General features: G+C 66.6%; 14 protein-coding genes. All 14 read left to right on the forward strand.

Going from position 1 to position 12453, the window contains the following annotated elements; genetic code table 11:
- The first annotated feature begins 17 nt into the window (after nt 1-17).
- The 14 genes from LG388_RS11945 (at nt 18) to LG388_RS12010 (ending at nt 12450) form a co-directional block, all read left to right on the forward strand.
- Nucleotides 18-578 carry a DUF2857 domain-containing protein gene (locus LG388_RS11945; protein WP_003141063.1) on the forward strand — a complete coding sequence of 187 codons (561 nt, stop codon included), beginning with the start codon at nt 18-20 and terminating at the stop codon, nt 576-578.
- Nucleotides 579-581: 3 nt separating this feature from the next.
- A complete protein-coding gene (locus LG388_RS11950; RefSeq protein ID WP_003141061.1) occupies nt 582-1766 on the forward strand; it encodes an STY4528 family pathogenicity island replication protein in 1185 nt (394 codons plus the stop codon).
- Nucleotides 1767-2004: 238 nt separating this feature from the next.
- Complete coding sequence (locus LG388_RS11955) at nt 2005-2757, forward strand: OST-HTH/LOTUS domain-containing protein (protein WP_033980480.1); 753 nt, start codon at nt 2005-2007, stop codon at nt 2755-2757.
- A gap of 188 nt (nt 2758-2945) precedes the next feature.
- Nucleotides 2946-3734 (forward strand): PFL_4669 family integrating conjugative element protein, encoded by a 789-nt coding sequence (locus LG388_RS11960; protein ID WP_033980479.1) that lies wholly within the window; start codon nt 2946-2948, stop codon nt 3732-3734.
- Nucleotides 3731-4279 carry a DUF3158 family protein gene (locus LG388_RS11965; RefSeq protein WP_009521552.1) on the forward strand — a complete coding sequence of 183 codons (549 nt, stop codon included), beginning with the start codon at nt 3731-3733 and terminating at the stop codon, nt 4277-4279. The genes LG388_RS11960 and LG388_RS11965 overlap by 4 nt, the downstream gene beginning before the upstream one ends.
- On the forward strand, nt 4276-4659 hold the full coding sequence (locus LG388_RS11970) for a single-stranded DNA-binding protein (RefSeq protein WP_003141056.1): 384 nt from the start codon (nt 4276-4278) through the stop codon (nt 4657-4659). The genes LG388_RS11965 and LG388_RS11970 overlap by 4 nt, the downstream gene beginning before the upstream one ends.
- Before the next feature lie 294 nt (nt 4660-4953).
- Nucleotides 4954-6969 (forward strand): DNA topoisomerase III, encoded by a 2016-nt coding sequence (locus LG388_RS11975; RefSeq protein ID WP_126649751.1) that lies wholly within the window; start codon nt 4954-4956, stop codon nt 6967-6969.
- A gap of 778 nt (nt 6970-7747) precedes the next feature.
- Nucleotides 7748-7984: a hypothetical protein gene (locus tag LG388_RS11980; protein WP_013982118.1), complete on the forward strand. Its 237-nt coding sequence runs from the start codon at nt 7748-7750 to the stop codon at nt 7982-7984.
- Nucleotides 7985-8009: 25 nt separating this feature from the next.
- Nucleotides 8010-8402, forward strand: a complete 393-nt coding sequence (locus LG388_RS11985) for a hypothetical protein (protein WP_003141051.1) — start codon at nt 8010-8012, stop codon at nt 8400-8402.
- A 250-nt stretch (nt 8403-8652) separates the two neighbouring features.
- Nucleotides 8653-9369: an ABC transporter substrate-binding protein gene (locus tag LG388_RS11990; protein ID WP_225783015.1), complete on the forward strand. Its 717-nt coding sequence runs from the start codon at nt 8653-8655 to the stop codon at nt 9367-9369.
- Between the two features lie 290 nt (nt 9370-9659).
- Entirely contained in the window at nt 9660-10457 is a 798-nt protein-coding gene (locus LG388_RS11995; RefSeq protein WP_013982120.1) for a hypothetical protein, read from the forward strand.
- Between the two features lie 65 nt (nt 10458-10522).
- Nucleotides 10523-10888, forward strand: coding sequence for a DUF3085 domain-containing protein (locus LG388_RS12000; protein WP_029578154.1), 366 nt, complete (start codon nt 10523-10525; stop codon nt 10886-10888).
- A gap of 343 nt (nt 10889-11231) precedes the next feature.
- Complete coding sequence (locus LG388_RS12005; protein ID WP_225783016.1) at nt 11232-11783, forward strand: STY4534 family ICE replication protein; 552 nt, start codon at nt 11232-11234, stop codon at nt 11781-11783.
- 55 nt (nt 11784-11838) lie between these two features.
- Nucleotides 11839-12450, forward strand: coding sequence for a DUF3275 family protein (locus LG388_RS12010; RefSeq protein ID WP_225783017.1), 612 nt, complete (start codon nt 11839-11841; stop codon nt 12448-12450).
- Nucleotides 12451-12453: the final 3 nt, after the last annotated feature.

Raw genomic sequence — 12453 nt, forward strand, 5'->3', positions numbered from 1 at the left:
GCGCAGGAGGCTCCCGCATGTCGGCACCGCACCCACTCAACCAGGCCGTGATCGCCCAGGCCCTGCATGACCTGCGCAACGGCCAGTTGCGCCGCTGCAAGGCCATGGGCTTCGGCGAGGAGGAGCTGGATGCGCTGAAGCACCCCGAACTCGTGAGCATGCTGGTGAATGCCACGGTGTCGTGGTGTTCGGTGTCGGTGAACCGGGAAGTGTTGAAGCGGCTGCTGAGCCAGGTGCACGACGTGGAGCGGGAGATCGCCACGGTGGACCGCATGCTGCGCCTGGGGGCGAGCACGGAGATGGTCAGCAAGTTCTACGGCCTCACGCATCAGGAAGTGGCGCTGCGCCGCGACATCCTCGGGCTGCCCAAGCGCAAGGGCCGGCATCCGGTGCTCGACGAGGCGCAGGACGTGGCCTTGTGGGAGCGCTGGAAGGCCGGCGTCTCCGAGCGCCATATCGCCCTGACCGACGACATGGCGATGCTGGCGCTGACCATGGATCTGGCCGAGGCGCTGAGCCTGCCGATGTCGGTGGTGTGGGCGGCGATACGCAACTGGATCGACCAGGGGCTGGTGTAGGCCATGACCACGGGTGGCGCACCACGGCGCGAAGGCCCGGTTGCGCTGTCGGCGTTGTTCGACGAGGCGCTGCGGCACCTTGAGCCGAAGGAACCGGCGCAGGGCACGGCGCCGAGCCAGGACGGCTTTCTCTACAGCGGCAACCGCCATGAGAGCGTGCCGCGCCGACTGTTCCTCGACCGGCGCCTGACCCCGCTGGAACGCAACGCCTGGCAGGTGTTCCGCCTGCAGCTCAACGACGACGGCGTGACCGCCTTTCCCACCTACGACCAGCTCCGCCCATATCTGGCGTCCATGCCCTGTGCGGCGCAAGCCTCGCACGAGACCGTGGCGCGCGCCTTGACGCTGCTGCGGCTGACGCGCTGGCTCAGCCTGGTGCGGCGGCGGCGCGATCCCAAGACCGGCCGCATCCAGGGGAACCTCTACGTGCTGCACGACGAACCGCTGTCGCCCTTCGAGGCGATGCAGCTCGACCCCGACTATCTGGGCCTGGTGAGCCAAGCGCTCACGCACGCGGCGAAGGCGGTGCAGGTCGTGGGCATGAACACGCTGCGAGAGATCGCCGAAGACCCGCTGCTCAGCGGGCGCACGCTGCCGACCCGCCTGCAGGTGCTCGCGCAGCGCATGGCACGGCATGGCTGGACGACGCCAGGTTATCCACAGGAGGGTGCGGACCACGAATCCGAAGAAGGCCAGGAAGCCCTGCTTCGGAATGGCGCGCGCCCGTCTTCGGAATCCGAAGCAGGGCCGAAACCCGCGCCGGACGGCTCTCTTCGGATTCCGAAGGAGGACCGTACAGTACGTAATGATCGTATAAATGAAGTACGTACAGTACCGCGCGCGAGGGCCTTGCAGAACCTGCGGCTGCCCGAGCGTTTCCTGCGCTTGAAGGACGAGCAGCAGGCCGGCGCGCTGGTGGCGCTGCAGCAGGTGGACGAGGCGCAGAGGCAGGCCGTTCTCGACGAGTGGGCGGCACGCTGCCACAACAGCGCGGTACGCAACCCGGCCGGCTACCTGTTTGGCATCATCCAGAAGGCGATCCGCGGGGAGTTCAAGGCCTGGGCCGGAGAAAGTGCATCGGCGGCGCCAGCGTCCCCGCCGTCGTCACCACCGGCATCCCGTGCGGCTGACCCCGAGGTGGCACGTGCCTACCTGGCACAGCTCCGAGAAGCCTTGCGTGATCGCTGATGTTGACTATCCCCAGGGGATAGCTGGAACAGACACCTTTCCGCCGCGCTCAATTGTCGTCCGCCGAACGACAGGCGAAACTGTCGCCTGTGAATCAGACGAGGACAGCCACGCACGAGCCCGGCCGATGATGGACATGACGACTTCCCCCGTCACAAACGTACTGCAACCACTGCAGCGAGACGTTCAGCGCTTGCTGGGCAGATGCCTGTTGCGCCTTCAACAATACGAGCGCCTCATGAAAGCCATCGTGGCGCACCACGAGATTTCAGGCCCGGCGCATTCGCTGGAGGCCATTCGCACAGCGCGGATCGAAGATGCCGCGACCAAGACCCTGGGCACGTTGGTCGGACAACTGTTTGGTTCGTATGTGGTCACCGATGGAAATGGTGGCAAGGAACGCGACAACGATCTTCCCGGCGACGTGATTTCCTTTCGCACGCGCGTGCAACTGAGCCTGTCTGCGCAGGACTACGCCAAAACCCAGGCCGACCTCAAAGACCTGGTATCGCTGCGCAACACCCTGGTGCACCACTTCATCGACCAGCACGATCTATGGACCGTGGACGGGTGTCGCGCTGCACAGGACGAACTCGGTTCCGCCTACACGCGCATCGATCAACACTTTGAGCAGCTGCGCGGCTGGGCCGAGCACATGGATCAGGCGCGGCGCCTGGCAGCGGAGTTCGTCCAGTCGGATGTGTTCCACGACCTGGTGGTCAATGGCATCGCGCCGGACGGCACGGTGGACTGGCCGGCCGCCGGCATCGTTCGCGCGCTGCGCGAGGCCGCCGCGCAGTTGGCCGTCGAGGGCTGGACACCCATTGCCGCCGCTGGCCGCTGGATCGCGGACCAGCATCCCGAGCAGCTTCCAGCCAAGTACGGCTGCAGCAGTTGGCGGCAGGTGGTGCACGAGTGCCGCCTGTTCGAGCTTCGCTACCGTGAGGTGGAGGGGCAACGGGCCGCCTGGTACAGACCTCGCGAGGCATAGCCCCGCAACGCGGTCTCACCTCCGCGCGAGCCGCGAACAACTCCGCCGAGCTATCCCCAGGGGATAGCCGGCACACACAGCCTTCCGTGCGGAACAAACCGGGCGCGCATGGGCTGCGGTTTGTTGACTGACAGCCTTCCGGCCGATGCCGATGCTGGCGACTCGCCCCTTCACCGCGAGTCGCTCCAATGGCCAACGAACGCACAGAACCCCTGCAACTGAATCTCGGATCGCTGCGCAGCGCGATGTCGCTGACGCTGCACACGCACCACGCTTCGCGCATCTGGCACGGCCGCGCGCCGACCGAGGGGCGCCCCGGCATCATCGGTCTCAACGGCTTCATCGGCGCCATGAACAAGATGAAGCGCGGCGCCGAGCAGGACGACCCGTACTCGGATTGGTGGATGTTGCGGATCGAGGACAAGCTCGCCGACACCAAGACCCGCCTGCAGACCCTGCGCGAACAGGTCGACCAGGCCCTGGCCGACGTGCCACCGGCGCTGTCGCTGGGCGAGAACATGAATGTGCAGCCGGTGAAGCTGCCGCTGTTCGTGAATGCACAGCTCGGCTTCATGGCGGTGTACCTGCTGGCCGACTACGACGACCTGGCGCGCAAACTCATCCTGGCGCACCACACGGCGCTGATCGACCGCAGCACCTTGGAGCGCTGGCTCAATGATGGCGCGCACGCGCTGCGCAGCCTGTTCTCGCTCGCCCAGCAGTACCGCTACTCGGGCACGACGCGCGACGACTTCGCGGCGAAGAACGCCGCGGCGCGAGCGGCGCTGGAGAAGTTCGGCGAGCTGCCGCAAGACGTGCTGGAAGGCACGCGCCGCTCGCGCTTCGCGCCACCGATCGCGCGGCGGACGACCAAGCCCGGCACGCCGCCTGCTGCGCCCGCCATTGAGCCCGATGCGCCGGCTCACACGGATGGCGCAGCCAATCCAGCGACGGGTAATGAGGGTGCTGACGCATGACGGCATCGCCCCCCATCAGTCACTCCACGCGCTTCGTGACGCTGGAACAGGCGGACTTCCAGCGGCTGGAACACGCAGGCTACCTAAAAGGCCTTTTACAGCCTTTTAAGGGTAAGGGGAGTCTGGAGACCTGGGCCAGCCAGTGCGCAGCGCTGCGCGACGACGTGATTGGCCTGGCGCAGCGGCGTGTGCTGCCCCAGGCACGCGCCTACCCCTTCAGCCTGCTCGACGTGCAACTGGCCCAGCAGGCCACTGGCGCAGGGACGACCTTCCTGCGCTGGCGCAACCTCGACCGTTCCTCCATGGGCGTGGCGTTGTGGGAGGCCCTGCTGGCCAACCCCGCGACGCCGGCCTCGCTGATCGACGAGCTGTACGCGATCGAACTGCAGCGCATCGTGCTGAACATGCAGATCAGCCTGACCCACAGCATCGCTCGCCAAGCCCTGGAATGCGCCAGCAAGGCCGCCCAGGCCGAAGCGGCTTACCTGCGGCGTGTCCACGGGCATACCGCGGCCGTTCCACCCACCACCAAGGAGTCACCATGAGCACGCACTTCGTCGGCGAGGGCAACATCGGTTCTGCGCCGGACTACCGCGAGTTTCCGAACGGCAACGACGAGCCGCGCCGGCTGCTTCGCCTGAACGTCTACTTCGACAACCCGATCCCGAAGAAGGACGGCGAGTACGAAGATCGCGGCGGCTTCTGGGCGCCCGTGGAGCTGTGGCACCGCGACGCCGAGCACTGGAAGACGCTGTACCAGAAAGGTATGCGGGTGCTGGTCGAGGGCCGCACCGTGCGCGACGAATGGGAGGACGCCGACGAGAACGAGCGCGTGACGTTCAAGGTCGAGGCGCGGCGCGTGGGCATCCTGCCGTACCGCATCGAGTCGGTGGCGCTCAGCACCAAGCCGGCCGGCGGACAGTAATTCGCCCATCGCCGTTCCCCCGAGGGCGGCTGTAGCAACCGTCATACGCCCGCGATGCACCAGCGAGCTATCCCCAGGGGATAGCTCCAAGGTCGTCCACGGAGTTCCAGCCGCCCTCCCGAAACGACGCTCTTGCTGTGCCAGCTCCTGCGGTCTATGCACACCGCTGCGGCAACGGGCCGCCTGCCGATCACAAAGCGGTGTCTGCATCAATCGGCTTCCTTGCTGCCGGCATCTCCTGGCCCCGCCAAGCTGACGCCCATCCGATGAACCGCACATTTCCAAGGAGGCTTCATGCGCGTGTTCCTGTGCGAGAAGCCGTCCCAGGGCAAGGACATCGCCCGTGTGCTGGGTGCCGTTCAACGCGGCAACGGCTGCTACAGCGGCGCGGGTGTCGTCGTGACCTGGTGCATCGGTCATCTGGTGGAGGCGGTTCCGCCCGAAGGCTACGGCGAGCAATACAAGCGCTGGGCCATCGAGCAACTGCCCATTCTTCCCGAGCGTTGGCGTGTCGAGCCCAAGGCGGCGACCGCAGCGCAATTCAAGGTCGTGCAGCAGCTCGTCGCCAAGGCGGGCGAGCTGGTGATAGCGACCGACGCCGACCGCGAGGGCGAGATGATCGCCCGCGAGATCATCGACCTGTGCGGCTACCGCGGGCCGATTCAGCGCCTGTGGCTGTCGGCGCTCAACGATGCGTCGATCCGCAAAGCGCTGCGTGCGCTCAAGCCGTCCGCCGAGACGCTGCCGCTGTATTTCTCCGCACTCGCCCGATCGCGCGCCGACTGGCTGATCGGGATGAACTTGAGCCGCTTGTTCACACTGCTGGGGCGTCAGGCCGGCTATACGGGCGTGCTGTCGGTGGGGCGCGTGCAGACGCCGACGCTGAAGTTGGTCGTGGATCGTGATCGCGAGATCGCGCGATTCGTCTCCATGCCGTATTGGGCCGTGGATGTGCTGCTATCCCATGCCGGCCAATCCTTCACCGCGAGCTGGATACCGCCCGAAGGCAGCACGGATGCAGCGGGTCGCTGCCTTCAGCAGCCGGTGGCGCAGCAGGCTGCGGATCGCATTCGCGCGGCACGCGATGCGCAGGTCGTGTCGGTGGACACCGAGCGCGTGCGCGAGGCACCGCCGCTGCCGTTCGACCTGGGCACGCTGCAGGAGGTGTGCTCCAAGCAGTTGGGCCTCGACGTGCAGGAGACGCTGGACATTGCCCAGGCGCTGTACGAGACGCACAAGGCGACAACGTACCCGCGCTCCGATTCGGGCTACCTGCCCGAGAGCATGCTGGCCGAGGTGCCGACCGTACTCGACAGCCTGGTCAAGACCGACCCCAGCCTGTGGCCGCTGATCGAGCGCCTGGATCGCCAACAGCGTTCGCGTGCGTGGAACGACGGCAAGGTGTCGGCTCACCACGGCATCATCCCGACGCTGGAGCCCGCCAACCTGTCGGCCATGAACGAGAAGGAGCTGGCCGTCTACCGGCTGATCCGCGCCCATTACTTCGCGCAGTTCCTCCCGCACCATGAGTTCGACCGGACGGTGGCGCAGTTCTCGTGCGGCAGTCAGTCGCTGGCGGGCGTGGGCAAGCAGATCGCCGTCATCGGCTGGCGTGAGGTGCTGGCGACGCCAGGGCCGGACGATGCCGATGGCGAGGATGCGCAGCGCAGCCAGGTGCTGCCCGCCCTGCATGCGGGCCTGTCCTGCCCGGTCGGAAAGGTGGATCTCAAGGCGCTGAAGACGCTGCCGCCCAAACCCTACACGCAGGGCGAGCTGATCAGGGCCATGAAGACCGTCGCCAAGTTCGTGACCGACCCGCGCCTGAAACAGAAGCTGCGAGATACCACCGGCATCGGCACCGAGGCGACACGCGCCAACATCATCAACGGTCTGATCGGTCGCGGCTACCTGGTCAAGAAAGGCCGTGCCGTCCGCGCTTCCGACGCGGCATTCACGCTTATCGACGCGGTGCCCTCGGCCATCGCCGACCCCGGCACCACGGCAGTGTGGGAGCAGGCGCTCGACATGATCGAGGCCGGCCAGATGGCGCTGGACACCTTCATCGAGAAGCAGTCCGTGTGGCTCGGCCAGCTCGTGCAGCAGTATCGCGGCGCAACGCTCTCGCTCAAGCTGCCGCCGGCGCCGGCCTGCCCGCAGTGCGGCGCACCGATGCAGCAGCGCACGGGCAAGAGCGGCGCGTTCTGGTCCTGCTCGCGCTACCCGGACTGCAAGGGCACGTTGCCGATCGAGTCCCCGACGGGCCGGCGCAGCGCACCGCGCAAGCGGCGCGCTGCCTCCAAGGCGTCCTGATCCTCGCTTCCCCCTGCCGCGCCGGCCACTTCACTGGCGGCGAGGCAAACGTCCCGCACCGCGCGGGACTCCAAAGCGCGCGTCTCCTTCTGCAACGGTGTGCGCGCCCCGTCTGCCCGCCATCGGGCGACAGGGCGAGAAGGTCATTGCTCCACGAATCGCGCCCGCCGCCATTCCCTTGATCGGTGTGCCTTGCCTCGGTCATGAGGGGCTTCCTGACGCCTTGCCGCCGCGCGAGCCGTGAGGAGGCCCCTTGGGCCGAGGGTATTCCGTGCCGGTGCCCGCCGGCGGAACAACGGGCTCCCTTTGTGTGTGGATGCACGCCAGAGGTTTCCGGCCCCAGCCACGAAACGGGCCGGGTGCGATTGCTGACGCAGCGAACGGCTTTGACGACGGCCCGCGCTGACGCAGCCCACAGGTGGTTCTCCTTCCTCTCCAGCCGAAGGCCCGCGTGGCCTTCGGCGCCCTGGTCCTTGCCTTGTCCCGTGACGCGGGCCTGCCCTAAAGCGGGCCGTCCGCGATTCGGTTTTCCCTGCGACGACAGCCATGCTTCGCGCCCATCCTCACGCCATGCGTTGCTGACAGTCGTCAGCGGCATGCCCTGGCAGTCTCGGTCTTCAAGACTGCAACGCGGTTCGCCGCGTTGACCGATCCAGTCCGCTTCGCATCGCCCACCGCGGACGCTCGCCGGCCTGGCGACGATGCACTTTTCTCAACCACCCGAGGGGAACCCATCCCCTGCGGGATGCGTGCTCCCCGACCCACCAAGGAGCACGGCATGTCTGAACCTTCCGCATCTTCCTCTGCAACCGCAGTGCGCAGCGGTGCGCTGGCGCTGGCCTGGACCGGCAAGCGTTTGCCGCTACAGGTGCTGCGCAGCGCGGCCGGCCACTACATCGGCACGCAAGACGACGAAGGCCCGGTATCGCGGGAGTCCGTCGAGTATTTCCCGAACCACCTCGCAGCACAGCGCGCCCTGGATACCCATGCCTGGACACAGCGCGCTCACCCCTGATTCCCACCCTTCAAGGAGTTCTCTCATGAATCTGTCTTTACCCGAAGACGTGCTCGATCAGATGGCGCTGGAACAGGCGCACTTCGACGCTGCACCGCAGGCCTTCTTCGAGGCCTGGAAGCGCGGCGCGCAGATCGCCGGCCACGAGTGGTTCGGCGACGGCACACGCGAAGGTCTGCAGCGTGCCACCACCAAGTGGGACCTGCGGCCCAACATGCTGATGCTCAACGACGCCCTGGGTGTGCTGAGCAGCGGTCAACGCATGTTCCTGTCCGCGATGGTGAGCTTCTACAACTCCCGCGAGGGCGGCGCGATGCTCAAGCGTTGCGGCTTCGAGGGGCTGTCCGACTTCGGCGGCCTCGATCTGGAACGGCGCCAGGTCATCGCCGACCTCACGCTGCACTACAACGGCTGGTGAGCCGCGCCTGGCAACCCACCGTTCTTTCATCCCACCCCACGAGGGACATGCGTCCCCGTTCGGGGCCATGTCCCTCCTTCCTTTCGCAGGAGCGGCCATGTCCCGAATCACCATCTTCCACTGACCTGCACCGCCCGCCACCAGGGCGGCCCGACGCCGCGGCCGGCTGACCGGTTGCCACTTCATCCACTCGCTGGGGTTCAATCCCCGGCAGGGGATTGCCTCGGCCATCCTCTGCTGGAGGAATCCCATGTCTCATTCCAAAAACCCCTTCGTCCGCGGCTACGATGGCCTGTCCGTGCAGCGGCTGCTGGCGATTTCCTACGACGACGACTGCCCGCTGAGCTATCTGCCGCTGCACGTCTCGCAGTCGCATCTGCCGGACAGCCAGGTCGAGCGCCATGCCTGCGTCTTCTGCGACGACTTCGCGCTGATCACCGAGGGCCAGAACGTGCCGCCCGAGCTGCACGCGCAGTGCCCCAGCCACGGTATCGCCCGAAACCTCGTCTACGCCGTCATGGCCGAAGAAGCCGGCCAGCCACTGCACGTCGGCGATACCTACTCCGAGGAAGCCGCGCGCGAGGTGGTCCGCCGCCTGCGCTTCGAGACCGGCTTCTACAGCCGTGCCTGGGAAATCAGCTCGGCGCACATCACCGAGGAGGCCGGCCGCTTCCTCGCCGAACTGGCGGACATCGCCACGCCGAGCGGTTTCTTGTTCGTGGCCTTCCGCATTCCCTACAGCCCGGCGGTCGGCGTGAAGCTGATCGCCACGCCCTGGACGGATGCGAACCTGCAGCATGTCGAGGGCATCACCGCCGAAGAGCTGCGGCAGGAGCACCGGGCCAAGGGCGTGCCGGAGTCCCTGGTGGAAGTGTTGCACCTGGCTGCGCTCGCTGACGTTCGCATGTTGGTGTTCGATGCCGACGCGCCCGTGCTGGACGGGCTGACGCTCTACGACGACGAGTAACCCGCAACCCATTCGAGCCCCCACGTCGGGGCTCTTCTTTTTCGCGGAACGCGGTGCCGGCGCATTGCCGATTCCCAACGGACGGCCGCCGCCATGTGCCGCACGCTGGCCGCATGTTCGCTGGCGTTGCCGGCAGCATGCCCAGGCAGTCGAGACCTTCAAGACTGCGGCGCGGTTCGCCGTGCTGGTTGCTTCGTTCTCCGGGCGCACCCGCGTCCATCCACCTCACCCTCAAGGGACAGACCTCCCTTGCGGGCGGGAGTCCCTTGGTTGCCACAAGGAGTCTCCCCATGGATACCCAAGCCATCCGTGCACAGATGCCAACGCTTGTTGTCGGTCATGTGCCTTCCAACGTCCGTTCGTTCAAGTTCAACATCTTCGACGGCCAGCCCAAGGTTTCGACGCTGGGCTTTCACATCGACCCGAAGCCTTTCGAGGGCAAGGTCATCGCCACCACCGACGAGGCAATCGTCGTCAAGACGGGGCGAGCCGAGTTCGCGGTGCTCGATCGCACGCTCGTGACTGAGGTGCCCGACGAGGGCGCCAAGGTGCAGGTCGAACCCTATGTCAGACGCCGCTTCGACGGTCAGCGAGCGGACACGCCCGAGGAGCAGACCGAGTTCACCGCCGACGGCCAGCCCTACACGGTGAAGCGGTTGGTGCTCGGGTCCGCACCGGCGAAGCTGCCGATTCCCAAGCCTCGCTGCCCCGAGCTGCAGGAACTGGTCAACCAACTGGAGCAGTTGCCCGCTCCCGACGGTTTCCGGCGCGTCACCCACATGCTGGTGGATGCCGGCGCGCGGGACATCACCTGGGTCGATCCGCTGCCCGCCGACATCATCCGCACACCGCCGGCCATCGGCTTCACCGTCGCCACGACGAAGTTCCACGGTCGCGTCACCGTGCTGTATGAGCGTGGCCTCGACCTCTACGCGGTGGAGCTGCGCCGCGACGGCGAGCTGATCGAACGGGTCGATGAGGTGTTCTTCGACACCCTCGGCGAGACGCTGGAACGGCTGATCGACGACGGGAGTTGGCGGCGCATCCGCGTGCAGTGCCTGTCGTGTCGTAAGGCTATCCGGCACTGATCTCACAGCAGCTTCCCGCCCTCGCGGCGGGAAGCCGTTTTTCCTGCCCCCTGGAGATCACACTCATGACTGTTCGATTCAAAGGCACGGAGCTGCGGCCCGTGCTCGCCGAAGCGGTGGCGAATCAATGCCGCGTCATCCTGGTCAAGGATCAGGGCGTGTACTTCCTGGCCGAGTGCGGCGAGCGCCGACCCGATGGTCGCCAGAAGACCATCGCCTATGCCGCCGGTTGCAACCCGGATGTCGATGCCTTCGACGACTGGTGGGAACTGGCGCGTGCCGAGTTCGGTGGCGACGACTTCGGCGAGTTCTTCGATCCGCAGGAGGGCGTGTTTGCGCGCATCCTGCGCAGCGAGGACGACCTCGACGTGTCCGCCACCGCGACACACCTGTCGCTGCAGGCGGTTCCTCCCACGCCCAGCGGTAACTGACCGCCCATCCCTGGTCCCCGCTCCGGGGGCCTCTTTCTTCCCGGCAATGCGGACAGCCGCGAGTGCCGATTGCCGCTCGCCTGCGCGCCGTCCCGGCGCCACGCTTCCGGCCATGTTCCGCTGACGTCCGTCAGCGACATGCCCAGGCAGCCACGATCTTCAAGGCTGCGACGCGGTTCCGACCGCGTTGATCACCCCAGTTCGCACCGGCATCCATGCGCGAACGGCCATCGGTTTTCGATGGCGATGCCACCAAGCTGTTCCATCAACCCGCGCGGGGGTTCCACACCTTCCCCGCCTGGGTCGGGTGTGTCTCCGCCTCATTGTTCTCAGGAGATTCACCATGACCACTTCCACCGAAAAGTCCTACTTCGATCTGCACATCACCGGCCTCGGGTATCTCAATCGCATCCGCGAAGTGAAGCCCAAGAAAGGCGATGCGTTCCTGGCCTGCGACATCGCGGCTCTGAACGGTCCCAGCGATGACGTCTCGTATGTGCGTTTCGACACGCGCGTATCGGGTTCGGAAGCGCAGCACCTGGTGCGCCGCTGCATTCAGGCGGTCGACGCCGAGAAGAAGGTGATGATCGGCTTCCGCATGGGCGACCTGTGGACCGACACCTTCACCTACTCCAAGGGCAAGCGTGCCGGCGAGCAGGGTGTGAGCCTCAAGGCCCGCCTGCTGTTCGTCAGTTGGATCAAGGTCGACGGCAAGCTCGTCTACAAGGCCGAACCCAAGCCGACCGAGACCGACGAGCGCGAGCCGGAAGTCCCTGTGACGTCCGACGCGCCCGCTGCGCAGCAAGCCTCGGCACCGGAGCCTTCCAAGCCCGTCGCCGATGCTGCCGACGACGCTGCCGACGCCCCCGCATTGGCCGTTGCCGAGTCGTTCTGATCCGCAAGGCCCCATCCCCGGGGCCTTGTCTTCTCTTCGTCAGCAGGAGACCTTCATGATCACCATCCCCGGCCAACTGGCCATCAAGACCATCCACGGCCGCAACGGCGATTTCAACGTCGGCCGCCTGGCGACCTCCATCGGCGAGTTCGTCGTGAAGAACGCCGAACTCGATCAGTACCGCGAGGGCAAGTACGACGGTGATTTCGTCATCGTCGAGATTCGCCCCTCCACGTACAACGCCAACGGCCGCATGGTCATCGAGATCCGCGCCCATCTGGGCGGGATGACACTGTCCAACATCGACGCCCTGAGCCGCGACGAAGCCCGCCGGCTGAGTCCGCAGGAAGTCGATCCGATCGACGAGGAGGCGCAGACGCCCGTGCCGGCAACGCGCCCGGTCAAGCCGAAGGCGAAGCCGCGCAGTCCGCGCGATCCCCTGGTCGATACCACGCCGTTCGGCAGCGAACCGGCTCCCGTGTCCGCTGCGGCCTCGGCCGAGGCAGACGACGCGGCGCTGTTCGGTGCCTTGTGGCCCCTGGGCGAGACCGTGAAGCTCGACGCGACCGTGGATCGTCGTGTGCTGCGTCAGCAGCGCGACCGTCTCGACAAGCTGGGCTACGAGTTCGCTCCGTTGTCCCAGGACTGGCACCTCAAAGCTGCCTGATCC

The organism is Xenophilus sp. Marseille-Q4582 (assembly GCF_916700565.1).
Classification (GTDB): Bacteria; Pseudomonadota; Gammaproteobacteria; order Burkholderiales; family Burkholderiaceae_C; genus Xenophilus.

Coding starts and splice junctions, on each gene's coding strand:
- LG388_RS12010 (WP_225783017.1), top strand. CDS start 11,839: ATGATCACCATCCCCGGCCAACTGGCCATCAAGACCATCCACGGCCGC.
- LG388_RS11955 (WP_033980480.1), top strand. CDS start 2,005: ATGAAAGCCATCGTGGCGCACCACGAGATTTCAGGCCCGGCGCATTCG.
- LG388_RS11995 (WP_013982120.1), top strand. CDS start 9,660: ATGGATACCCAAGCCATCCGTGCACAGATGCCAACGCTTGTTGTCGGT.
- LG388_RS11945 (WP_003141063.1), top strand. CDS start 18: ATGTCGGCACCGCACCCACTCAACCAGGCCGTGATCGCCCAGGCCCTG.
- LG388_RS12005 (WP_225783016.1), top strand. CDS start 11,232: ATGACCACTTCCACCGAAAAGTCCTACTTCGATCTGCACATCACCGGC.
- LG388_RS11950 (WP_003141061.1), top strand. CDS start 582: ATGACCACGGGTGGCGCACCACGGCGCGAAGGCCCGGTTGCGCTGTCG.
- LG388_RS11970 (WP_003141056.1), top strand. CDS start 4,276: ATGAGCACGCACTTCGTCGGCGAGGGCAACATCGGTTCTGCGCCGGAC.
- LG388_RS12000 (WP_029578154.1), top strand. CDS start 10,523: ATGACTGTTCGATTCAAAGGCACGGAGCTGCGGCCCGTGCTCGCCGAA.
- LG388_RS11990 (WP_225783015.1), top strand. CDS start 8,653: ATGTCTCATTCCAAAAACCCCTTCGTCCGCGGCTACGATGGCCTGTCC.
- LG388_RS11960 (WP_033980479.1), top strand. CDS start 2,946: ATGGCCAACGAACGCACAGAACCCCTGCAACTGAATCTCGGATCGCTG.
- LG388_RS11965 (WP_009521552.1), top strand. CDS start 3,731: ATGACGGCATCGCCCCCCATCAGTCACTCCACGCGCTTCGTGACGCTG.
- LG388_RS11975 (WP_126649751.1), top strand. CDS start 4,954: ATGCGCGTGTTCCTGTGCGAGAAGCCGTCCCAGGGCAAGGACATCGCC.
- LG388_RS11985 (WP_003141051.1), top strand. CDS start 8,010: ATGAATCTGTCTTTACCCGAAGACGTGCTCGATCAGATGGCGCTGGAA.
- LG388_RS11980 (WP_013982118.1), top strand. CDS start 7,748: ATGTCTGAACCTTCCGCATCTTCCTCTGCAACCGCAGTGCGCAGCGGT.